The sequence below is a fragment of the Rhizobium sp. CB2179 genome, assembly GCF_057653455.1.
In genome coordinates, this window is the sequence record NZ_CM172781.1 from 3,588,261 (window position 1) to 3,610,000 (window position 21,740).

19 protein-coding genes, 1 tRNA gene and 2 rRNA genes (1 of these 22 only partly in view) are annotated in these 21,740 nt (G+C 59.1%); 6 read left to right on the forward strand and 16 right to left on the reverse strand.

Annotated elements, in window-relative coordinates:
• Positions 1-112 precede the first annotated feature (112 nt).
• On the forward strand, positions 113-2,284 hold the full coding sequence (locus AC244Q_RS17850; RefSeq protein WP_162770470.1) for an adenylate/guanylate cyclase domain-containing protein: 2,172 nt from the start codon (positions 113-115) through the stop codon (positions 2,282-2,284).
• A 6-nt stretch (positions 2,285-2,290) separates the two neighbouring features.
• Here the strand turns inward: AC244Q_RS17850 and AC244Q_RS17855 are convergent, their stop codons facing one another.
• The 5 genes from AC244Q_RS17855 to AC244Q_RS17875 form a co-directional block, all read right to left on the reverse strand.
• Complete coding sequence (locus AC244Q_RS17855) at positions 2,291-2,797, reverse strand: YHS domain-containing (seleno)protein (protein ID WP_012758780.1); 507 nt, start codon at positions 2,795-2,797, stop codon at positions 2,291-2,293.
• A gap of 13 nt (positions 2,798-2,810) precedes the next feature.
• A complete protein-coding gene (locus AC244Q_RS17860) occupies positions 2,811-3,404 on the reverse strand; it encodes an ankyrin repeat domain-containing protein (RefSeq protein ID WP_012758781.1) in 594 nt (197 codons plus the stop codon).
• A 132-nt stretch (positions 3,405-3,536) separates the two neighbouring features.
• Complete coding sequence (locus AC244Q_RS17865) at positions 3,537-4,319, reverse strand: FadR/GntR family transcriptional regulator (RefSeq protein ID WP_113548513.1); 783 nt, start codon at positions 4,317-4,319, stop codon at positions 3,537-3,539.
• A 195-nt stretch (positions 4,320-4,514) separates the two neighbouring features.
• Positions 4,515-5,501, reverse strand: coding sequence for a substrate-binding domain-containing protein (locus AC244Q_RS17870; RefSeq protein ID WP_012758783.1), 987 nt, complete (start codon positions 5,499-5,501; stop codon positions 4,515-4,517).
• 48 nt (positions 5,502-5,549) lie between these two features.
• Complete coding sequence (locus AC244Q_RS17875) at positions 5,550-6,530, reverse strand: NAD-dependent epimerase/dehydratase family protein (protein WP_017995034.1); 981 nt, start codon at positions 6,528-6,530, stop codon at positions 5,550-5,552.
• 259 nt (positions 6,531-6,789) lie between these two features.
• Here AC244Q_RS17875 and AC244Q_RS17880 point away from each other — a divergent pair, with 259 nt between their 5' ends.
• Both AC244Q_RS17880 and AC244Q_RS17885 read left to right on the forward strand, forming a co-directional pair.
• Entirely contained in the window at positions 6,790-7,530 is a 741-nt protein-coding gene (locus AC244Q_RS17880) for an ATP-binding cassette domain-containing protein (RefSeq protein WP_012758785.1), read from the forward strand.
• A 40-nt stretch (positions 7,531-7,570) separates the two neighbouring features.
• On the forward strand, positions 7,571-8,569 hold the full coding sequence (locus AC244Q_RS17885; protein WP_003542537.1) for an ABC transporter permease: 999 nt from the start codon (positions 7,571-7,573) through the stop codon (positions 8,567-8,569).
• A gap of 60 nt (positions 8,570-8,629) precedes the next feature.
• Here AC244Q_RS17885 and AC244Q_RS17890 read toward each other — a convergent pair whose 3' ends face one another.
• From AC244Q_RS17890 to AC244Q_RS17915, 6 genes are all read right to left on the reverse strand, one after another.
• Positions 8,630-9,679: an ABC transporter ATP-binding protein gene (locus AC244Q_RS17890; RefSeq protein WP_113548514.1), complete on the reverse strand. Its 1,050-nt coding sequence runs from the start codon at positions 9,677-9,679 to the stop codon at positions 8,630-8,632.
• A gap of 13 nt (positions 9,680-9,692) precedes the next feature.
• Positions 9,693-10,535, reverse strand: coding sequence for a carbohydrate ABC transporter permease (locus tag AC244Q_RS17895; protein WP_012758787.1), 843 nt, complete (start codon positions 10,533-10,535; stop codon positions 9,693-9,695).
• The gene (locus AC244Q_RS17900; protein WP_012758788.1) at positions 10,532-11,455 is read right to left on the reverse strand and encodes a carbohydrate ABC transporter permease; all 924 of its coding nucleotides are present in this window, start codon (positions 11,453-11,455) and stop codon (positions 10,532-10,534) included. The genes AC244Q_RS17895 and AC244Q_RS17900 overlap by 4 nt, the downstream gene beginning before the upstream one ends.
• A gap of 11 nt (positions 11,456-11,466) precedes the next feature.
• Positions 11,467-12,714 (reverse strand): ABC transporter substrate-binding protein, encoded by a 1,248-nt coding sequence (locus AC244Q_RS17905; protein ID WP_012758789.1) that lies wholly within the window; start codon positions 12,712-12,714, stop codon positions 11,467-11,469.
• A 132-nt stretch (positions 12,715-12,846) separates the two neighbouring features.
• A complete protein-coding gene (locus tag AC244Q_RS17910; protein ID WP_113548515.1) occupies positions 12,847-13,638 on the reverse strand; it encodes an SDR family NAD(P)-dependent oxidoreductase in 792 nt (263 codons plus the stop codon).
• Entirely contained in the window at positions 13,635-14,393 is a 759-nt protein-coding gene (locus AC244Q_RS17915) for a FadR/GntR family transcriptional regulator (protein WP_012758791.1), read from the reverse strand. Before AC244Q_RS17915 ends, AC244Q_RS17910 begins: the two co-directional genes overlap by 4 nt.
• Positions 14,394-14,553: 160 nt before the next feature.
• Here AC244Q_RS17915 and AC244Q_RS17920 point away from each other — a divergent pair, with 160 nt between their 5' ends.
• The 3 genes from AC244Q_RS17920 to AC244Q_RS17930 are packed head-to-tail and all read left to right on the forward strand — an operon-like array spanning position 14,554 to position 16,959.
• The gene (locus AC244Q_RS17920) at positions 14,554-15,699 is read left to right on the forward strand and encodes a mandelate racemase/muconate lactonizing enzyme family protein (RefSeq protein ID WP_113548516.1); all 1,146 of its coding nucleotides are present in this window, start codon (positions 14,554-14,556) and stop codon (positions 15,697-15,699) included.
• 58 nt (positions 15,700-15,757) lie between these two features.
• Positions 15,758-16,624, forward strand: coding sequence for a DUF6772 family protein (locus AC244Q_RS17925; protein ID WP_017995038.1), 867 nt, complete (start codon positions 15,758-15,760; stop codon positions 16,622-16,624).
• Positions 16,624-16,959: a hypothetical protein gene (locus AC244Q_RS17930; RefSeq protein ID WP_017961851.1), complete on the forward strand. Its 336-nt coding sequence runs from the start codon at positions 16,624-16,626 to the stop codon at positions 16,957-16,959. The genes AC244Q_RS17925 and AC244Q_RS17930 overlap by 1 nt, the downstream gene beginning before the upstream one ends.
• A 42-nt stretch (positions 16,960-17,001) precedes the next feature.
• On the opposite strand, the gene AC244Q_RS17935 is transcribed toward AC244Q_RS17930, so the two are convergent.
• The 5 genes from AC244Q_RS17935 to AC244Q_RS17955 form a co-directional block, all read right to left on the reverse strand.
• Positions 17,002-18,396: an FAD-dependent oxidoreductase gene (locus AC244Q_RS17935; protein ID WP_113548517.1), complete on the reverse strand. Its 1,395-nt coding sequence runs from the start codon at positions 18,394-18,396 to the stop codon at positions 17,002-17,004.
• Between the two features lie 19 nt (positions 18,397-18,415).
• Entirely contained in the window at positions 18,416-19,219 is an 804-nt protein-coding gene (locus AC244Q_RS17940; protein ID WP_026157462.1) for an SDR family NAD(P)-dependent oxidoreductase, read from the reverse strand.
• Positions 19,220-19,711: 492 nt separating this feature from the next.
• Positions 19,712-19,788: transfer RNA gene (locus tag AC244Q_RS17945), tRNA-Met, on the reverse strand.
• Positions 19,789-19,997: 209 nt separating this feature from the next.
• A 5S ribosomal RNA gene (gene rrf, locus AC244Q_RS17950) occupies positions 19,998-20,112 on the reverse strand.
• 229 nt (positions 20,113-20,341) lie between these two features.
• A 23S ribosomal RNA gene (locus AC244Q_RS17955) occupies positions 20,342-21,740 on the reverse strand (it continues 1,505 nt past the right edge of the window).

Sequence of the window (21,740 nt, forward strand, 5' to 3'; positions counted from 1 at the left end):
ACGGGAGCATGTGACCCGCGAACGTGATGCCACTTCGGGCAACTGTAATGGCAACGGCACGGCACCTGCTGTAAGATATCGGTAAGGGATCGGACACCCGGAAAGAGCTGATATGGAGCGCCGCCTTGCAGCAGTCCTGATTGCGGATGTGGTCGGTTATAGCCGCCTGAGCGAGATCGACGAAGAGGGAACGCGTATCCGCTTCCACACCGACCTCCACGAACTCTTCGAACCGAAGATCGCCACGCATCACGGCCGCCTGATTAAGACCATGGGCGACGGGATTCTGGTTGAGTTCCACAGCGTGGTGGATGCTTTGCGCTGCGCCGTCAAAATCCAGCAACAAAAGGCGGAACGCAATGCGGCCCTGCGGCCCGAGCAGCGAATGCTTTTCCGCATCGGCGTCAATCTCGGCGATGTCATCGTCGAAGGAGAGGACATTCATGGAGACGGCGTCAACATAGCGGCGCGCCTGGAGAGCCTTGCCCAGCCCGGCGGGATTTGCATATCCGGCACCGCATTCGATCACACGGTACACAAGGCTGATGTCGGCTTCTCGGCTCTTGGTGAGCAGCGACTGAAGAACATAGCCGATCCCGTTCGCGTCTATCGTGTTCTGTTAGATCCCTCCGAGGCAGGCAAGGTCGTCGCCTCCCGTCGGCCGCGCCGCCGGGCGGTCGTCCTAGCCACACTTGCAGCACTGTTGATTGCGGCCACTGCGATTGTCCTCGCATGGCAATGGCCATTTGTGCCCCAACGTCCATCTGTCGCGGTGCTTCCTTTCGCCAATTTGAGTAGCGACGCCGGCCAGGATTATTTCACCGATGGCATTACAGACAGCCTGATTGCCGATCTGACCATGCTTTCGGACCTTGACGTCATCGGTCATAATTCGGTGTTTGCATACAAAGGCAAGCCTCTCGTTTTGGCCGACATCGGACGCGATCTCGGCGTGCGTTTTATCGTTGAGGGCAGCGTGCAACGGATAGGCGATCAAATCCGCGTCAATGCACAGCTGAGCGATGCCGCAAGCGGTGACCACTTGTGGGCTAACCGATTTAATCGCGCCGCGGCAGATGTCATGGCTGTGCAGGATGAGCTCAGCCGGCAGATTGCCGAAGCGCTCGGCCTGAAACTCACTCAATCCGAGGCGGAACGGATTACCCGTCCGCCGACCGCCAATCTCGAGGCATACGACTACTACCTTCGTGCTGAGCAGGCGACGCGCACCGGCCGCCGTTCCCGGCTGCTCGAGGCACTGGCGCTCTTTGACAAGGCGGAGGCGCTCGACCCCGGTTTTGCAGAGGCCTTCGCGGCCGACGCGCATGCGACCGCTTATGTCTGGCGAAGCGCGTACGACGACGTTCTGCAGAGCGCGTTGGCGCGAAAAAGAGCCTACGAGAAGGCAAGCCGCGCGCTGGCTCTCGACCCGGTTCTATCATCGCCATACGCTGTTCTTGCCGTCATGCAAGTCGTCGACCGCCGCTACGAGCAGGCGGTCGCCTCGGCGCAGCAGGCAGTATCGCTTGGGCCTGCCGATGCCGAAGCTCATATGGCGTTGGCATACGTTCAACTGTTCTCCGGAAATCATGCCGAAGCCGGCGCGGCCGTCGAGACGGCGCTCAGGCACGATCCGAACCTCTCCGCCATCAACCGATATACGGCCGGCCTGGTGTTTTATTTGCAGCGCGACTACACGAAGGCCATCGACAGCTTCGAACGCGCGCGCGATGGTTCTCCGGGAAATGGCGATTTCGTTACCCCACTCGCTATGGCCTATGCCCGTGCCGGTCGCCTCGATGACGCTCGTGAAACTGTCGCCGAAGGAATTCGCTTTGTGGCTGGACGCGATTCCCTGGCGGGCTGGCGTATCAGCAATGCCCATTTCCGCAACGAGCAGGATTTGGTGTTTATCCTCGATGCCCTGCGCGAGGCCGGCCTGCCGGAATGGCCGTTCGGTTTCAAGGGCAATGAGCAGGATCGGCTGCACGGTGAAGAAATCGCAAGCACCGTCATCGGTAAACTCCTCCGGGGCAAGACCGAGCCCTCAGGAAGCCCTGCACTCATGCAAATCGAACGCGACGGCAAGGCGGCCTTCCGCTCGGCGACGCAGATGATCACCGGAACGGTTTTCGTCAATGGCGACATGCTTTGCGAGCAGAGTGAAAACGCATTTGGACGAGCCGATTGCGGCCCGGTCTACAGACCTGCAAACTCGCCCGCAGAAACCAGCTATGCTTACGTGAACTCCACCAAGGTCTTCTATTTTTCGCCCGTCAAATAGCCGCGGTCAGTGATACTGATCCCGTTCGAGATCGGCGGCGACCTTCGGCCAGTTGCTGTCGGCTTTCGGCACTGCCTCGGCCACATGAGCGGCAAACCCCTCGGCTGATCCCTTGTCGTAGATTAGGTAAAGCTTGCCGTCGATGATCTTGAACGCTTCCGGATCGACGTTGATCGTCACCGACCCCAGAGCCACCTCGCCCGCGCAGTAACCGCCATACTGAGGCGCATATTTGATCGGCTCGCTGATGAACATTTCGCGGTGTTTGGCATTGGCGAAAAGCCACGGCGTCCCCAGCCATTCGTGGGAGAATTCCTCGGAGCCTTTCACCGCTTTGCCTTCGGTGAAATAGGCGACGGGGTCGTATCCCATGATCGCCACGCCGCCGAAGTAGCCCGTGTTTACCGAGTCGTCGGCGAAAGCCCGCGATCCACCGACAGCTGCCAAAGCCAGAAGGATCACCGCCATAGAATGCCCAATTCCTCGCGCACCGCTTATGGTCCCCGCATACATCTGCGCCTCCTATTCAATCATGAATTTCCATGCACTTCGCGTATTCTTTTTCGCCAATGCGGCTGGCCGGAGGGCAAGGCGCGCCATGCCGCTTGAAAAGCCGCACGATGTCGGTGTTGCCCTTCCAGATCGCTCGCGTGATTGGCGTGTAGCCATGAACCTCCGCATGACCGACGTCAGCCCCCTCAGCGAGAAGAAACGTGGCGAGAGCGACGTGGTTTTCCTCACCGGCGACCATCAGCGGCGTCACACCCGCTTTGTTGGCCGCATCGTCGAGCGTCGCGCCGTGGTGGAGAAGCAGTTTGCTGATCGGCAAGCTGCCGGAAAAGGCCGCGGCATGAAGCGGCGTAAAGCCGCCTGAATTCCGAGCCATGACGTCGGCGCCTTTGCCGATCAGCAATTCAGCTATGGGAAGCTGGGCTCCGAGCGCGGCGTTAATGAGAGGTGTTGCCTGATCGCGTGTCCGGCTGTCGACATCGGCACCGGTAGCCAGAACCTGCTCGACGACGGCGGTGTTGCCGGTGGCAACGGCATCGAACAAGGGGCTCCCCGCAGCGGCCACCGTCGCTGTGAAAATCAACGTCACCGATGCAAGCAGCCCACGCATGGCTCAGCCCCCGAAGGTTGCCAAGGAAAATAGCACAAGCCGCGGGTTTTGGGTAGGCATCGAGGACCGTAGCAGCTTGAATTCCCCTGCATCAAGCTATCGGCAACGCGCCAGCCGGACAGGATGCAAAATCTATCGTGACCACCGGGCTATGATGTCGTCGGTATTTGCCAACGCCTTGCGGACTGCATTGCGCGCCATGTTCGGCCGCTGCAGTCGAATGTTTTTCTCAATATTTTCGTGAAGTTTCAGCGCGTACCGCAAGTTGTCTTCCTCCCGCGTTACATGGGCGAAGAGGTGGTTCAGCGCCGATTCGATCAATACGCCGAGCGGTACCAACAGATCATTTCCCGAGGCGCGCAAGATCGCGATGTGAAATCGCGTATCGGATTCCGTCCGCTGCTGGAGCGATGTCGCCTGATCCATGTCATGCAGGGCCTGACTGATCGCGGTCATCTGCTCCTCAGTTCGGCGCTCCGCAGCAAGCGCAGTCGCTTCCGGCTCGATCATATGCCTGAGTTCTTGCACGGCCCTCAGAAAGGATTCGCGATCAGGAGATGCCGCATACCAGCCCAAGACATCTCGATCCAGCAGGTTCCAACGTTCCTTGGGTTCGACCCAACTGCCGATTTTCGGGCGGGAAGAAAGCAGGCCCTTGGCCATCAGCATTTTGATCGCTTCGCGCACCGCCGATCGGCTAACGTCAAAGACTTCCGACCATTTTGCCTCATTTGGCAGGATTGTGCCCGGCGGATAGTCGCCGCGCACGATTCGCAGACCGATCTCGCCTGCCAAAGACACATGAACACTCGCCCCAGTCATGCGGGGAGAATTTGGGCGCCTTGTGGTGGTCGAGCGGTCAACCATCTCCACCTCGACCGTAGCCGTTGGCTTTCCCGATTTTTTGTCAGGCATTTATTTCTACTGCCTCAGCATTCTTTCGACTGTCTGCACGTATGATCAAAACAATCGTAATAACGAGGAAGTCGCCTGCGATTGACGCCGGCACAAAGCGCGGAATTCAGGGCGCGTCAAGCCCAGCGGATCTCTCGATCCGTCTCGTGGGGCAGTTCGGCGCACCCTTGAACCGGGTGCGCCAAACCGTGAAACCTACTTTTGAATGCAGGTATCGACTGTATCCTTCGTGCACTCATCGAGCCCGGTGAAGACCGGATCTTCAACCGGCTTGCCGGCAATCAGATCCATCATCACCGACGGTGCCTTGTAGCCCATCTCGAATGGCCGCTGGCCGACGAGCGCTGTCACCAGCCCTTCCTTCGCAATGGCGACCTCGTCGCCGATCGTATCGGCGGCACCAATGACGAAATCGTTGCTGGCGATCTTGTCGGCCAGCGGCTTGAACAGGTCGCGATAGGGTTGCGGTGCACCGAACAATGGCCAGCCACCCATAATGCCGAATGCGTCCAAGTCGGGATTGGCCGCCAGGATATCGGTCATTGCCTGAACGCCCTTGGCACCGTCGTCATTGGTGAACACCGGGCAACCGGCGACCTCGGTCCAGCCACCCTCGCCTTTCAGCTCGGTCAAGCCTTTCTGGCCAGTAAGCGTGTCGCGCATTCCTTGTGCGCGGCGTAGAATATTGTCCGCTCCTGGATTGCCTTCGATGGTGCAGATCTTGCCGCCCTTCGGCTTGCCCTTCTTGATGTATTCGCCGATGCGGGCGCCCATCAGATAGTTGTCGGTGCCGAGATAGGTCTTGCGCAAGGCTGCATCCTCGGCGGCAAGATCGGCATCGAGCGTCATCACCGGAACCGTCGGATTGGCCGTCTTCAGGGTCTGGGCGATCAGCTTTGCATTTGACGGCGAGATTGCGATGGCAGCCGTGTCCGCCTTGCCCAACATATCCTGAACGATCTGCGCTTCGCCGGCTTCATCGGATGTCGATGCCGGACCGGTGTAGAAGCATTCGTATTCCGCCGTGGGGTTCTCCTTGTTCCATTTCTGGCAACCTTGATTGATTGCTTCGAAGAACGGATTGTCGAGGCCTTTGACGACGATGACGAGTTGCTTCTTGGCCAAGGCCTGCCCGGCGGTCAGTGCTAAAACTGCGGCTGTAAGTAGTAATGCCTTCCTCATAGTTTCCTCCCTTGAAACAGACGGACACCGCGTGCCCGCCACACGAAATCAACCCGGATACCAGACGATGCGAGGCTCCTCCTTCGAACGCTCGTATTGCCAGGCCGAGTCGATAAGCATTTCGAGATCGTAGTTTGGCTGCCAATCCAGCAGGTATTTGGCCTTGCTGTTGTCCATCCAATTCGAATGGAAGCGGCTCGGTATGTCGACAGAGCCGAGATTGCGCGTGCGCAAGAGATAGGCGGCGACTTCAGCATAGTCGACGGGTCGATCCATGCAGATATTAAAGAGCTGCCGCTCCGCCCGGGGGTTGTCGATCGCTGCCAATATTGCCGACACAAGGTCGTCGACATGGACGAAATTGCGTTTCAGTGCACGTCCGTCGGCATCCAAGAGCAGCGGCACCGTACCCATCGCCGCATAGCGTCGTGCCGCGTCTTCAGGAACGAGCGTCTTCCAGTCCGGACCGCCAAAGACGTCGTCTCCAAAAGACAGCGAATACTTGAAATCGTCCTTTTCCATGATCCAGGGGGCGCGCAGACAACAGCCATTGAGGCCATACTGAATGCCAAACTGCTCCAGCATCACCTCTTCCAGGACTTTGGACAGCGCATAGCTTCCCGGATAGGCACAATGGCGGGCGTTCTCGGTGATCGGGCCGTCGTGGCGATAGTGGAAATGTCCCACACCCGCATCACCACCGATCAGGATGAACTGGCGTGCCGTGACGCTCGCACGGAACTCCTCGAGCAGCCAAAAGAGACCTTTGACCGTGACATCCATGATGTCTTCAGGCGTTTCCTTGCATGTGGCGAGATGCACGACATGGGTAACGTCATCCAGCGCCTTTGCCACGACATCGCGATCGGCGATCGAGCCTTGGAAGACCTCGACACGGTCGGTCGCCTCGTACAAACGATTATGACAAAGCGCACGAATACGGGCTTTGGAAAATCTCGGATCGTCAAGCAGCCCAGCAATGAAGCGCCGCCCGACCTTGCCCGTCGCACCGGTCACAAGGATCAGCATGCTCTTTCTCCCCCATTGATAGCTAATATCCGGGCGCCACTTTCGTCAAATGATATTTGTCTGACAAAACAGATTTTTGCGACAATAAGGTCAATAGCCGGGACAATGAGTTGACGCTGTCGCAGGGTTTTGCGTAAATGCTCCCGATCGCTTTTCCTGGGAGGATACTGGAAAAGAGAACTCGCCGGAGCCTTGCCTCGAAGACAAGCAGGGTTTGGTGTGATGGATAGCCCGCAGGTTTTGGGAGGCGAGGAGGCTGGTGGCGGTTCTTGAGCTCAGCAATATTTCCAAACATTTCGGTGCCATCCAGGCAGTCAACGATGTTTCGTTTTCACTCGAAGCGGGGCAGGTTGTCGGCCTCATGGGCGACAACGGGGCTGGCAAGTCCACACTGGTGAAGATGATCGCCGGCAACTTCCGGCCGAGCCATGGAACCATGCGGCTCGACGGCGCCGATCTCGTGCTTCATCGGCCGAAGGAAGCGCGCCAGCATGGCATCGAGATCGTTCACCAGGACTTGGCGCTCTGCAACAATCTGACGGCGGCAGCGAACGTGTTCCTGGGACGAGAATTGCGCCGCGGCGTATGGCCTCTTCGCATCCTCGACCACAAGGCCATGTACAAGCGCGCCGGCGAGATATTTCGCGAGCTCAAATCCGAAACGCGGGCGCGCGATCTCGTCAAGCAAATGTCAGGTGGCCAGCGGCAAGCGGTCGCGATCGGCCGCACGATGCTGTCTGAGGCGAAAATCGTATTGATGGACGAGCCGACCGCAGCCATTTCCGTGCGCCAGGTGGCTGAGGTTCTGAATCTGATCCGCCAATTGCGGGACCGGGGCATTGTCGTTGTCCTGATCAGCCACCGCATGCCCGACGTCTTTTCGGTCGCCGACCGCGTGATCGTGATGCGGCGAGGCAGAAAAGTAGCCGACAAGCAGATTGCGGCAAGTTCGCCGGAGGAAGTAACGGGACTGATCACCGGCGCCATCGAACAGGTGTGATCGATGCTATCCGTTGCAACAGGAAGGAAGAAGGTCGACGATGGCGATTACACTTGACCAAACGATCGGACAGAAGCAACGGAGCTGGCTTGCAACGATCATGAGCGGCCAGACATTCTGGGTGCTGATTGCAGTCATTCTAGCCTGCATTTTTCTGTCGATGGCAACGGACTCCTTTGCGACGGCGAAGAACATCTACAACATCACCCGCAACGTCACCTTCGTCGCAATTATCGCGCTGGGCATGACGCTGGTCATCATCACCGGCGGCATCGATTTGTCCGTCGGCTCCGTACTTTGCCTGTGCAGCATGGTGCTGGCGGTCGTCATGCATGCGGGATACAGTATTGAAGTCGGCATCGCCGCCTCGATCGGTACGGCTCTTTTGGTCGGCGCTTTCAACGGCGTCTTGATTGCCTATCTCGGCTTCCCCCCTTTCGTCGTCACGCTCGGCATGTTGTCGATTGCGCGCAGCCTTGCGATGGTTGCATCCAACAACACTGTGGTTTTTGAATTCGGACCTGATCACGACAAACTATTGGCGCTGGGTGGCGGCGCCTGGGTTTTTGGCATCGCCAATCCAGTGCTTTACATGGTCGTGCTGGCACTCATTACCGGTTTCGTGCTGCGCTGGACCAAGTTCGGCCGCTATGTCTTTGCGATCGGCGGCAATGAGCACGCCGCGACACTGACAGGCGTTCCCGTGCCGAGGATCAAGGTCATCGTCTATATGATTTCTGCTCTGTCGGCGGGGGTTGCCGGCATCATTCAGACCGGCTGGCTCGGCGCCGTCACCACAAACATCGGCGCCGGGATGGAACTTCAGGTCATTGCCGCCGCGGTTATCGGCGGCGCCAATCTGGCGGGCGGCGTCGGCACCGCCTTTGGAGCCTTGGTCGGCGCCGCACTCATCGAGGTCATCCGTAACAGTCTTGGTTTGCTCGGCATTAACGCGTTCTGGCAAGGCTGCTTTATCGGTGGGGCAATCGTGCTCGCCGTCCTTTTCGACCGACTTCGCAACTTGCGACAGGGCGAGTAGACGAACCCCGCTCTTCAGAGATTTCTGCGGCTCGCGCCCGCGCCAGGAGCTGCAGTACGTTCAAGCAGTCCAGCCTTGTTCAGTCCGCTTTGTTGTCTGCCCGTTGCCATTGAAAAAGTGCACCTTCGAGACATCGGCGGTGAGCCCTATTTGGTTTCCCGCCTTCATGTCACCACCGTCGTGCAGGACGAGGCAATCATGCCCGTCCTGCAGCTTGACGTGGAGCAGCGTTACCGCCCCGGTATATTCACAAAGCCCGACGGTTCCGCGCAGCGTCCCCTCTCGAGGCTCCACGACGCTCAGATGCTCCGGCCTTATCCCGATGGTCTTGGCGGCGGTATCCGCTGCCGTTGCGCCTGTCAGCAAAGGGGCGATATCTGCCGGGAGCAGATTCATTTTTGGGCTTCCGATGAATTGCGCCACGAAGATATTTGCCGGCCGCTCGTATAGTTCCCGGGGGGAACCGACCTGCTCGACACGGCCGTCGCGTAGAACCACGATCTTGTCGGCGAGCGTCATCGCTTCGATCTGGTCGTGCGTTACATAGATCATCGTCGTGGAGAGCCGCTTGTGTAGTGCGGCGATTTCAGAGCGCATGTGCACGCGCAATTCTGCATCGAGGTTCGACAGCGGTTCGTCGAACAGGAAGACATCGGGATTTCCGACGATGGCCCGGCCGATCGCGACGCGCTGCCGCTGACCGCCGGAAAGCTCGCGGGGGTAGCGATCGAGCAATGCTTCGAGCTTCAGCGTGGCGCTTGCTTCATCGACGCGCTTCTGACGCTCCTGTGCCGGAACTTTGCGGACCTTCAGCCCGAAACCCATATTGTCCCGGACGGTCAGATGCGGATAAAGGGCATAGGATTGGAAGACCATGGCAACGCCGCGTTTCGAAGCCGGCACTTCGTTGACCACCCGGCCGCCAATCGCAAGTTCACCGCCGCTGAGATATTCCAGCCCCGAAATCAGCCGCAGCAAGGTGGACTTGCCGCAGCCCGACGGACCGACGAATACAACGAACTCGCCCGGATCGATCCTGAGATCGACGCCGCGGATGACCTCCACGGCGCCGAAGCGTTTTTCGATGCCTTTAAGCGATACACTGCTCATGAACGAAAATTCCTCATCCCTTCACGCCTGATAGCGCAAAACTTTCGATGATCTGCCGCTGGGCGATCAGATAGACGATCAGGATCGGCACCACGGCAAGGCTGGTAGCGGCAAGCTGCAGGTTCCACAGCGGCAAGCCGTAGCTGTCGTTGAAGTTCGACAAGGCCAAAGGCAGCGTGAACATGTCGAGCGAGCTCAGAAAGATCAGCGGCTCCAGGAACAGGTTCCACGAGAACAGAAAGGTGATGATGGAAACCGCAGCCAGGGCCGGACGCGCCATCGGCAGCGCTATCTTCCACCAGACGCCGAAGCGTGAGAGGCCGTCCATCTTGCCGGCTTCTTCCAACTCCTTGGGCAGGGCCAGGAAATACTGGCGCATCAGAAACGTTGCCATCACCCCATGAGGGCCGAAGGTGGGCAGCAGGATCAGCGGCCAGTGAGTATCCACCAAACCAAACCAGCGCATGAGGAAGAAGTTCGGAATGATCGTCACTTCCTCCGGCACCATGAGCGCCGAGATTAGAAAAAGCATAAGCAGCCCGGCACCGGCAAACCGCATGCGCGCCAGCGCATAACCGGCCAGAGACGAGATGATGAGGGTGAGCGCCGTCACCACGATCGCGATGTAAAGCGAGTTGAAATACTGCCGCGCGAACGGCTGGTAGGTGAACACTTCGACGAAATTCTGCCAGCGCCAAACGCGCGGAATAAGCGTCGGTGCACCGAATATCTCGGTCACGCTCTTGAAGCCGGCAGATACCATCCAAACGAATGGGAAAACAAAAGGAATGGCGGCGATCAAGAGTGCGATCGTCCAGCAGGCGCGGTAGAGGATCTGGATTTGGCGCTGGGTCACTCCGATCCCTTTCTCCGCAGCATCACCTGCACCAGGGTCAGCGCCATGATCATCACGAACATGATCATCGCGAGCGCCGAGGCATACCCGACATTGAAGAACTTGAAGCCCTGCTGGTAGATGTAGAAGGCAAGCACCAATGTGCCGTTTTCCGGGCCGCCACCGGTCATCTGGTATATGTGATCGAAGACCTTGAAAGAGCCGATCGTCGTGATGACCATGATAACCAGCGTGGTCGGCGCCAGCAACGGCCAGGTGATCATGCTGAAAATCTGCCGGCGTGAGGCGCCCTCCAGACGCGCTGCCTCTTCATAGTCCCGCGGGATTGCCTGCAGCGCCGCAATATAGAGGATCATGTTGAGGCCGACCATTTTGATGACGCGGGTGACGATGACCGCTGCCATCGCCCAGCTCGGTTCACGCAGCCAGTTTGGGCCGGTGATCCCGACCAGCGCCAGTACCTGGTTGATGAAACCGCCTTCTCCCTGCAGCAGAAATTTCCAGACGATCGCCCAGGCGATGGCCGAGGTGATGACGGGAGCGAAAAACACCGTGCGAAAGAACACGACCCCGAAGAACGGCCGGGAAAGGGCGAGCGCCAAAGCGAGCGCGAGCGCCATGTTGAGCGGCACGAGACCGATCGCGAAAATAACCGAATTGCGTACCACCAGCCAAAAGTCAGGGTTTTCGAAGAGCGCATTCTGAAAATTGGCAAGGCCTACGAAGGTGGCCTGCTGGCTGAGCAGGTTCCATTCGGTCATTGAATAATAGACCACTGCGCAGAGCGGACCGAGGAAGAAGATGAGGAAACCGATGAGGGTGGGGCTGACAAACAGCCACGCCTCCATCATCTCTCTCATCTTCAACGTCAGCCAGGTCTTTTGGCCGGTTCGAATGGAGTTATGAACGGTATCGGCCATCTTCGTTCTGATCAAAGCAGCGGTTGGATTGCCGCGCAGATGCCCTTGATGGCAGCATCGACATCGGCATCCGGCTTCCACAAGGCATCGACGCGAGGCGCCATGGCGGCAAGGATCTGTGGCGCTTTTTCGTTAGCCGAAACCACCCGGCCCTTTTCTATGGCGGCAGCCACATTCTTCATCATCTCGGGCGGCACGAGCTTGTTGCCGTTGATGAATGCATCGGCCTGCAGAACGCTCTTGCGGGCGGGCGGGAAGAACTGCGCCATGGTGGCGACGTTTTCCTTGTTGGTCATATGCGCCACGAATTCCGCGGCGATTTCCGTATTCTTGCCTTGGGCGAACACAACAAGACCGGCCTGGCCGATAACGGGTGACTCACCACCTGGGCCGGTGGGCAACGGTGCGATGCCCCACTTGAAGCCGGCTTCCGCCATCTTCGAAGCGCGGGAAATCTGGTTGACCGTCATCGCCGAATTGCCGGAAAAGTAATCGCCCTGTTCGCCCGGCGGAACGATGGACTTGTCCTTGAAGACCATGTCATGCAGCTGCTTGACCGCCTTGACCGCTTCGGGCTTGTCGAAGCCGCATTCCTTGTTCGACCAGATATCGCCACCATAGGCGCGGATTGGCGGCAGAAGGGCATGGGTCATGCGAGAGGCATAGCCTTCGCCATCCTTGAACTCGAAGCCCCATTTGCCGGGATTGGTTTCCGCGAGCTTCTTGGAGACTTCCTGGAACTTGTCCATGTTCCATTCGCCCTTGGTGGCGAGCGTCAGCGGATCTTCGAGCCCGGCTTTGTCGAACATGTCCTTGTTGTAGTAGATCATGAAAGGCGAGGTGGAGAACGGAATGCCGTAGACCGTTTCATCCTTCTGCCAGAGGCCCATGGCCGGCTTCGAAAAATCGTCGAAATCATAGCCTTCCGCCGCCTTGAGCGTCGGGCCGAGATCCATCAGAAGATTGGCGTTTTCGAAAGCCGGAGCGGCATCCTCCATCATCCAGGCTATGTCGGGAGCATTGCCGCCGGCGATCTGGAAGGTCAGTTTCTGCGTGTAGTCGCTGACCGGCACGGTCTCGAACTTCACGTTCACATCGGGGTGTGTGGCTTTGAAGCTCTCCGCAATGCCATTCAGCATCTTCAGATGCGCCTCGCTCCCGGTCCAGACCGTCATGCGGAGATCCGTCGCGAAGACGGCAGACGTCGATATGCACAATGTCAACGCGGATGCTGCGATACCTGCTAATGCGGCCTTCATGGTTTCCTCCCTTTTTGGTCGTCGGCAATCAGCCTTCACCGACTGAATGCAAACGGCATTCGCCTGGAATTTGGCTGCAAGCTGCGGCGGATGGTTCCGCCGCATGATCTCGAAAACCTTGCCGCAGGCCGCTCACCCGGCAGCGTGCGGAAGGTTCCCGGGCGCGTCTCCGATCGACCATCCTCCGTCGACCGGGATATTTGCACCCGTAATGTAGCTGGCAGCATCGCTGCACAAAAAAACAAACGCCCCAACCAGGTCCTGCGGCTGGCCCGGCCTGCCCATAGGGATCTTGGCGGCTACCGCTTTGCGGAACGCCGGGTCGCCGTAGCGCGCGGCATTGGCTTCGATCTCGATCGCACCCGGCGAAACCACATTCAACGTGACGCCGCGATGGCCGGTTTCGCGCGCAATCGACCTGATCGCGGTCAACTGCGCCGCCTTGAGCGACGCATAAACAACCGTTTCCGCCCGCGGCCGCCCCGCCATGATACTGCCTGTGGCGACGACCCTGCCCCAGCCCCGCTCGGCCATCGGTGGAACCAGCTTTGCCGTCAGCGTCAGCAGCGCCGAGAAATTCGATGCCACATGGGCGTTGACATGCGCCTCATCCAATTCCTGCCAGGGCCGCCGATGTTCGATGGCGGCATTGGCAATGAGGATATCGATCGGGCCGTATGTTCCCAGCACTTCATCGGCAAAAGCCCGCGTCGCACGCCCGTCGGTGAAGTCTGCTTCCAGTACCGGCGCTGTGCCGCCGGTCGCCCGGGCCACCTCACGCGCACCCGTCTCATTGCCGAAATGATGCAGGATCAGTTCCGCTCCATGCTCCGCAAGGCCAAGCGCAACAGCCCGGCCGATGCCGGAACTGCCACCGGTTACCAGCACGCGCCGGCCTTTCAGTGAGAAGCGCGCGGCGCTCATCGCTCGGCATCTTTCAACTTGTCGGCCACCTCGAGCGAGGCAATGTCGGCAGCTTCGAAATGCTCCCGGATTTTTTGCTCGGCGAGATCGGCATCACCAACTGCAATTGCATCGTAGATCGCCTGATGCCGGTCAATCGTTGCCCGCCAGTCAGCGTCGCTGCGATTGGCGCGACGTGAAAACAATTCCGACACCTCGCGCTGCACGGAACGCATGCTCTCCATGTGCACGCGGATCATGTAATTACCCGTCGTCACGGCAAGGCCAAGGTGAAACAGGATATCGGCGGCGGTAAAGCCGGAAGGCTCCTGCACGGAAGCCAGCATGCCCGCCAAGCCCTGCCGCATGATATCCAGACCTTCCGGATCGCGACGTTCGGCAGCGAGCCTGGCAATTCCCGTCTCGACGACGCGGCGCATTTCATTGGCTTCGCGCAGCCGCTTGAGACTGGAACGCACCGCGTAGCCGTAGATTTTGTCCATCGAGTCGCCGCTCAGCGCCTTGGCGCGGGCAACCTTGCCTTGTTGGGTGAAGATCAGCCCGGCTGCCGTCAGCTGGCGAAGCGCCTCGCGGGCGATCGGCTTCGAGACACCGAACTCCCTGGCGATCTCCCCTTCGGGCGGCAACGGCTCGCCAGGCGAGATGCGTCCATCAAAGAGTGCGGCGGCAATCGCATCGGACACCCCATCCGCCAACCGCGAAGGGTTGGGCGGCTTGGCGGTGAAAACGGGTTTCCTTTCGGGAATTTCAGTCATCTCGGTCCTCATATTCACAAAGCTAACATGCAGTTTCCAACTTAGCAACTAGGTTTATCAGTTGCCAAGTCGCCAACATCTAGCTAGGAATAACAGACACGCCCCAAAGCAGCGAGCAAAACCAAGAGCAGCGAGCAAAACATTGGGAACGAAAGAGCCGATGGATTCTGTGCAACGTTCGACCGGACAGGCGATCCTCATTTCAGATGTCGTCGCCCATCCGCTCAGCCAGACGCTGCCCAAACCGACCGTCACGTCCTGGGGCACCTATCACAAGGTCTCGATGGTTCTCGTCGAGGTGCGCACCGATGCCGGCATCGTCGGCGTCGGGGAGGTTTTGGCCCGGTTTTCGCCCAAGGCTTATGCGGAACTGATCGAAACCTCGTTAAAGCCACGGCTGATCGGACAGGACGCACGCAATATCGGCGCGCTCTGGCAATCCATGCGGCGCTCGCTGTCAGGCCGCGCCGGCGGCATGCTGATCGAGGCGATCGCTGGCGTCGATATTGCGCTGTGGGACATCATGGGCAAGGCCGCCGGCATGCCGATCGCCAAGCTGCTTGGCGGCATCGGCCGGGAAGCGATCGAGGTCTATGCCGCCGCCGTAAACTGGGTCGACGATGCTGAGGCGGATCGGGAACTGGAGCGCTATATCGGCGAGGGATTCCCGCGCATCAAAGTCAAGATGGCCAATCCCGTCAGGGAAGCCTGCCGGCGCATCGAACGGCTGCGCAAGCGCGCCGGCGACGATATCGAACTCTGTGTCGATGCCAACTGGGCCTATGATCTGGACCAGGCGATCGAAGTCGGCAGGGCGCTTTCGGCCAACGGCTACTTCTGGTTCGAGGAGCCGCTGGCGCCGGAAAACGAGCAAGGCTACGTAGAACTTCGCAAACGCTGCGACGTGCCGCTCGCAGCCGGAGAGAGCAACTTTACCGCCGATCAGGCGCACCGTCTCGTCGCCAACCGAACCCTTTCAATTCTGCAGCCGGATGTCGCGCGTGCCGGCGGCATATCCGAAACACGGCGTATGGCCGACTATGCCGCCCTGCACGATGTGGGCTACGCCCCGCATATCGGCATGTCCGGCATTATCTGCGAGACGGCCAGCGCGCATCTGGCGGCCGCCCTTCCGAATTTCCGGGTGATGGAATGCGAATGCGATCTTAGCCCCTTCAAGCGCGACCTAGCCGATCTGGCGCCCGGCTGCCTACGCCAGAAGAATGGCCGGCTCGACGTGCCGACACGGCCGGGTCTCGGCATCGAAATCGATTGGGGCGCCGTCAAACGGCTCCGCATACAGTGAGGTCAACGCCATAATGACGACATCAGTCCCCTCTTCCACAGCCGACATGATGGAAGCCATGAGGCTCGCCATGCTTCGCGCAGATCCGGCGCTCAGCCGTTTCGATCCTCTGCCGCGCATCCTGTCCTTTGACGATTTTTCGCGCGGGCATTGCGGCTGGTCACAGTTGGTCGGCAATTACGAGGACAGCCTCGACGTCATGCTGCCCGGCTTTGCCCAGCACTCGAGCGCCATGCTCTCAACGCTCGGGCATTGGGATGCAGGATCCCACGGCGGTATGGATTCGTCCTATGCGCTGAAGATCGCCACAAAGGCGAAACCCGGTGCGCAGAACGTTGCAATCAAGCGCCATACCTTCCGCAAGCGCGGGCCGATCCGCTTCGAGATTTTCTTCACGTTCAAGCCGGAGGCGACGGAACTGAAACTATCGGAAACCGACGTGCGATCGATCGGCTTCCTGTTCGACCTGCAATGCGGTGATCGCGACGGAGACGGCGAGCGGGTTATGCCACATCTGCGCTTTCTCAACGCACTCGACGGCAAGCACCTGCAGAAATGGCAGTACAAACGTGAGACCACGTCCTTCACCGCCATCGGCCGGGAAGACAAGACCGTTAGCCACTATCACCTGGCGCCTGAAGGCTGGCTGGACTTGCCGGATGGTGAACAACGGCTCTGCTACAACGAGATCCCGACGAAGGTGAACTGGAGCTATATGCGCTTCGATTTCGACCTTGCCTCCATGAAGGCGACCGGCTTGCAGTGCAACGACCGGAATTTCGATGTGTCCGGCTTCGAGTCGATCCGGATTCCGGCGATGAAAAACCTCTGGTGCATGCTGAACTTCTGCCTGTTCGCCGAGACGGATGTCGCCAAGCGTGCCTTTCTCTACGTCGATTCCATCTGCATTTCAGGGGATTTTTGATGCTTCCCGAAAACATCACGGCGGTGATAACCCGCAATGAGCGCTGGAGCGGCGACGCCGCGAGCGAACCCTATGAGGCCGGCTGGGCGCATGAAGCCGTGTTCTTTATTCGGGCATTGAAGCCTCCCGTCGGCACTGCACCCAAGGGTTGGGTGGAGATCTCGCCTGACGGCATGCACTGGGTTCGAGAAGGAACGGAATTCGCCATGCCTGGCGAACAGGACGGCGTTGCCGTCGCCCGGCTCAACGCCTTCGGCAATTGGCTGCGCGTTGCGACCCGCTTTGCCGATGGCGCTGAATGCACCGTGCTGGTGACCCTTCATCTGAAGGCCTGACTTGAGATAACGCGGGTATCGCTTCCGCGCTTTCTCCTTCCGTCAGCCAAGATAAGCGCCTTGGGCCAGAAGTTCCCTGCGCAAATCCGCGTAGTCGACATGCCGGGGGCTTGCCCTGTTGCCGACCGAAAGTGCCGCGGCAACACCGGCCGCCTGGCCGAGCGCAAAACAGGGCGGCATGACGCGAATGGCACTGAGCGCCTCATGCGTCGCCGAAACGGCGCGGCCGGACACCAACAGGCCCTCATGAACGCGCGGCAGCATGACCCTGTAAGGTATCTGGTAAATATTGGCCGCATCAAGCCCCTGGCCACCGGTACCACCGCCCGAGCCTGTGGGGTCGTGAATATCGAGCGGATAGCCGCACAATGCCACGACATCGTCGAAGGGGCGGCCGGAATGCAAGTCTTGCAGCGTCAGTTCGTAGGCGCCATCGATCCGTCGGGTTTCCCGCACGCCGATCTGGGTTGCCGTGTCCCGCAGTTCCACCTGTTCGAAGCCGGGCAGATTGTCGCGGAAGAAATCGAGCAGCGCCACTGTCTGCTCGCGGCCTTCAACCTCGGCAAGCGAGAGCTCAAGGGAGTCAGCCCCATTGCGGCGCAACACGCGGCCGGTATTGATGCGCCAGACGCCCGGTTCCATGGTCTTGTAGAGGCCGATGCCGCGGCGAGGCGCGGGAAAGCGGCCTTCTGCCGTCGCCTTGGCGACGATCGAGGCGAAAGGCCGAAAGTCCTGCGGATGCGCGCGGATGTAATCCTCCACCACCTGGTCATCGACGTTCTGCACGCGGAAGAACAATGTTTGCGGCTGGGAAAGGCCGTCGCTTTCCCGCCCCTGACGGGTATGGACGCCGGCATAATGGGCGACATCGCCATCAGCCGAGCAATCGACGACGACCTTCGCACGAGCGCTCCTCAGCCCGCCCTTGCCGGCGCAAACAACCCCGAGCACCCGGGGATTGTCCGCATCATGGTCATCGACGATGGCATCCACGACCATGGTGTGCAGCAACAATTCCACTCCTGCCTCGACGCACATACGCTGCGCCGCGACCTTCGCCGCCTCAGGCTGGAAAGGGGTCACCTTGTCATGGCCGTAGACGATGAAGCCGCAATAGGCCGAACCTGCCGGGATGGTACTCGGATGCAGCGCGCCGCCGAGCGCCATCATCCGCTGAACGAATTCTTCGTAGATGCCGCGGATCAGTTGCTGGCTGCCATCGAGCGAATAGGAGGTCATGCAGGGGCCGACGAGGCCCGCCGTGAGATTGCCGCCGAGGAAGCCGTAGCGCTCCACAAGACGTACCCGCACGCCAAGACGTGCCGCCGCGACCGCGGCCGATAATCCCGATGGTCCGCCCCCGATGACGAGCACATCGACATCATCGAGTTCGGGAATATCGGCCGAATAGGCATAACGGCGGGCTGTCTGCTGCATACGTTTATCCCCTCCCCGTCTAGCGGAACATCGATCCGCCATCGACATCGAGCGCGGCGCCGTAGGTAAAGCTGGCTGCATCCGAGCACAGGAACATGATTGCCGCCGCCATGTCCTCCGGCCGCCCCATGCGCCGCATCGGCAGATTGCCGGCAATACGGTCCTTCAGCGACTGGTCGATATGGGAGTGCATCGGGGAATCGGTCGGCCCGGGGTTCAGCGCGTTAATGCGGATCTTCTTGCCCGCAAGTTCCCGCGCCACCGATTTGACCATCGACAGGGTCCCGGCCTTCGATGCCGCATAGGCGGTATCGGCAATCAGCCCGCCGCCGCCATGCACGCCGGCATCCGAGGCGATGCAGACGATGTTGCCGCCATCGGGGTTGTCGAGCATGCGTTTGACTGCGCCCTGCACGACGAAGAAGCTGCCGAGCAGATTGACGTCGAGCACGCGGTGCCAATGCGCCCGATCCTGCTCGAATATACGCTTGGCCGTGATGATCGCCGCACATGTCACGACGTTGTCAAGGCGCGCGAGATTGGCGTCGCAATAATCGAAAGCCCTGTCGATGCTTTCCTGATTGCTGACATCCACCGTCACGGTATGGACAGCCGTGCCGTCATTGCGCAGCTCCGCACCGTAGCGCTTCAACCCCGCCTCATCACGATCGGCCATGACGACTTCCGCGCCCTTGCTGGCAAAGGCCCTTGCAGTTTCAAGACCCATTCCGCTCGCCGCGCCCGTGATAAGGACGGTGCGGCCCGCAAAACTATCGTCGGAAAAAGTGGCATAAGTCCCAGGCATCGTCGCAGCGTCCTTCATTAAGGGCAGCCCAAACAACCAGTCAGCAGGCCCATTTTTTAATCGCTAGCAACGTAGCAACTATGTTATATAGCTGTAAAGCGCGATGTGGAGGCAATATGCTGTCTGGCAGTAATATCCCGACCAGAAAGGCGCCGTGGATCGAACGGGCAAGCTCTGACGAAAGTTGCCGGAAGGTGGCCGAATTTGCTGTAGCAGTTCCAACGTCAAATCTTGGGTCAGCAGCGCCATTCGGCAAAAACAACAAAGCCCCGGCCGTTTTACGGTCCGGGGCTTTTGCGTATTATTTTTATGGAATTTGGTTTCGGTTTGAGGCTTTGCCCCGTTGGGTCTTAAACAGTTCAGTGGACTGTTTTATCGGGCGGGCCCGATCGACCGCTCACCCTTCAGGTTATGGTGAGCTCTGCGAACGAGGAGCTACCATCGCCAGGGAAAGCAAAGCTTTTCCGCCAGCGATAAGAAGGTAGATGCTGATCTTTAAGAGGAAGGATTTGGTTGCGGGGGCAGGATTTGAACCTGCGGCCTTCAGGTTATGAGCCTGACGAGCTACCGGGCTGCTCCACCCCGCGTTATCCAGGCGACGCTTGCGTCGTCCGTCCAGGTATTTTGCCATCTGGCAAAATACCGACTGCCCGAGCAAATTGCTTTTGCAATTTGTCTCGTGTTTTCCTGCCGATGCATTCTAACACAAAAGGCCGCTTGCGAGCGGCCCTTTTGTGACGGCTTGGGCCGTTGGATGTGAATGAGAAGATTGTTTTACATCAGTTGCGTTTTGCAGACCTGGCAGCGACCTACTCTCCCGCGTCTTAAGACGAAGTACCATGGGCGCAGGGGCGTTTCACGGCCGTGTTCGGAAAGGGAACGGGTGCAGCCACCCCGCCATAACCACCAGGTCGGCAAAGCGCAACTATATGTTTTGAGAAGCTGGCAGGCGTTAGCCTGTTTTCTTTTTTTGAACACGTCTTTGAACCTTCTTGAGGGCGTCGGAGCAGCGCTCCGCAAGGCCAAGTGGCCGTCGCGCCTTGTGGCGCGGCCCGTCCGGAGCGAAGCGGCAAAGCCGCGACAGCGCCAGGACAAAGGTCTGGCACATCGAACGAAGTTCGATGAGCATAGTCAATGAGAACGATCAAGCCAATCGAGCTATTAGTACCGGTAAGCTTCATGCGTTGCCGCACTTCCACACCCGGCCTATCAACGTGGTCGTCTTCCACGGCTCTGATAGGGAATACTCGTTTTCAGGTGGGTTTCCCGCTTAGATGCCTTCAGCGGTTATCCCGTCCATATGTAGCTACCCTGCTATGCCCTTGGCAGGACAACAGGTCCACCAGAGATATGTCCATCCCGGTCCTCTCGTACTAGGGACAGATCCTGTCAATATTCCTACACCCACGGCAGATAGGGACCGAACTGTCTCACGACGTTCTGAACCCAGCTCACGTACCGCTTTAATTGGCGAACAGCCAAACCCTTGGGACCTGCTCCAGCCCCAGGATGCGATGAGCCGACATCGAGGTGCCAAACAACCCCGTCGATATGGACTCTTGGGGGTCATCAGCCTGTTATCCCCGGCGTACCTTTTATCCGTTGAGCGATGGCCCTTCCACGCGGGACCACCGGATCACTATGACCGACTTTCGTCTCTGCTCGACTTGTCAGTCTCGCAGTCAGGCGGGCTTATGCCATTGCACTCGACGACCGATTTCCGACCGGTCTGAGCCCACCATCGCGCGCCTCCGTTACTCTTTCGGAGGCGACCGCCCCAGTCAAACTACCCACCATACACTGTCCCGGACCCGGATGACGGGCCGCGGTTAGACATCCATGACGATAAGGGTGGTATTTCAAGGATGGCTCCACGGAAACTGGCGTCCCCGCTTCAAAGCCTACCACCTATCCTACACATGCCGACACGAATGCCAGTGTAAAGCTATAGTAAAGGTGCACGGGGTCTTTCCGTCTGACCGCAGGAACCCCGCATCTTCACGGGGAATTCAATTTCACTGAGTCTATGTTGGAGACAGCGGGGAAGTCGTTACGCCATTCGTGCAGGTCGGAACTTACCCGACAAGGAATTTCGCTACCTTAGGACCGTTATAGTTACGGCCGCCGTTTACTGGGGCTTCGATTCAAAGCTTGCACCTCTCCTCTTAACCTTCCAGCACCGGGCAGGCGTCAGACCCTATACGTCGTCTTGCGACTTCGCAGAGCCCTGTGTTTTTGATAAACAGTCGCTACCCCCTGGTCTGTGCCACCCCATAATAGTTGCCTACCATGGGGTCACGCTTCTTCCGAAGTTACGCGTGCAATTTGCCGAGTTCCTTCAACATAGTTCTCTCAAGCGCCTTGGTATACTCTACCTGACCACCTGTGTCGGTTTCGGGTACGGTCTATACGGTGGAGCTATTTCCTGGAACCGCTCCGCTGCCCATCCAATCCAATAAGAATGAACAACTTGTGCAATCCGTCACTACCACCAGGCCCACGAATATTAACGTGGTTCCCATCGACTACGCATTTCTGC

Bases quoted from the DNA above. Each gene is read 5' to 3' on its own strand.
- AC244Q_RS17850 (WP_162770470.1), top strand. From the start codon at position 113: ATGGAGCGCCGCCTTGCAGCAGTCCTGATTGCGGATGTGGTCGGTTAT.
- AC244Q_RS17855 (WP_012758780.1), bottom strand. From the start codon at position 2,797: ATGTATGCGGGGACCATAAGCGGTGCGCGAGGAATTGGGCATTCTATG.
- AC244Q_RS17860 (WP_012758781.1), bottom strand. From the start codon at position 3,404: ATGCGTGGGCTGCTTGCATCGGTGACGTTGATTTTCACAGCGACGGTG.
- AC244Q_RS17865 (WP_113548513.1), bottom strand. From the start codon at position 4,319: ATGCCTGACAAAAAATCGGGAAAGCCAACGGCTACGGTCGAGGTGGAG.
- AC244Q_RS17870 (WP_012758783.1), bottom strand. From the start codon at position 5,501: ATGAGGAAGGCATTACTACTTACAGCCGCAGTTTTAGCACTGACCGCC.
- AC244Q_RS17875 (WP_017995034.1), bottom strand. From the start codon at position 6,530: ATGCTGATCCTTGTGACCGGTGCGACGGGCAAGGTCGGGCGGCGCTTC.
- AC244Q_RS17885 (WP_003542537.1), top strand. From the start codon at position 7,571: ATGGCGATTACACTTGACCAAACGATCGGACAGAAGCAACGGAGCTGG.
- AC244Q_RS17890 (WP_113548514.1), bottom strand. From the start codon at position 9,679: ATGAGCAGTGTATCGCTTAAAGGCATCGAAAAACGCTTCGGCGCCGTG.
- AC244Q_RS17900 (WP_012758788.1), bottom strand. From the start codon at position 11,455: ATGGCCGATACCGTTCATAACTCCATTCGAACCGGCCAAAAGACCTGG.
- AC244Q_RS17905 (WP_012758789.1), bottom strand. From the start codon at position 12,714: ATGAAGGCCGCATTAGCAGGTATCGCAGCATCCGCGTTGACATTGTGC.
- AC244Q_RS17910 (WP_113548515.1), bottom strand. From the start codon at position 13,638: ATGAGCGCCGCGCGCTTCTCACTGAAAGGCCGGCGCGTGCTGGTAACC.
- AC244Q_RS17915 (WP_012758791.1), bottom strand. From the start codon at position 14,393: ATGACTGAAATTCCCGAAAGGAAACCCGTTTTCACCGCCAAGCCGCCC.
- AC244Q_RS17920 (WP_113548516.1), top strand. From the start codon at position 14,554: ATGGATTCTGTGCAACGTTCGACCGGACAGGCGATCCTCATTTCAGAT.
- AC244Q_RS17925 (WP_017995038.1), top strand. From the start codon at position 15,758: ATGAGGCTCGCCATGCTTCGCGCAGATCCGGCGCTCAGCCGTTTCGAT.
- AC244Q_RS17930 (WP_017961851.1), top strand. From the start codon at position 16,624: ATGCTTCCCGAAAACATCACGGCGGTGATAACCCGCAATGAGCGCTGG.
- AC244Q_RS17935 (WP_113548517.1), bottom strand. From the start codon at position 18,396: ATGCAGCAGACAGCCCGCCGTTATGCCTATTCGGCCGATATTCCCGAA.
- AC244Q_RS17940 (WP_026157462.1), bottom strand. From the start codon at position 19,219: ATGAAGGACGCTGCGACGATGCCTGGGACTTATGCCACTTTTTCCGAC.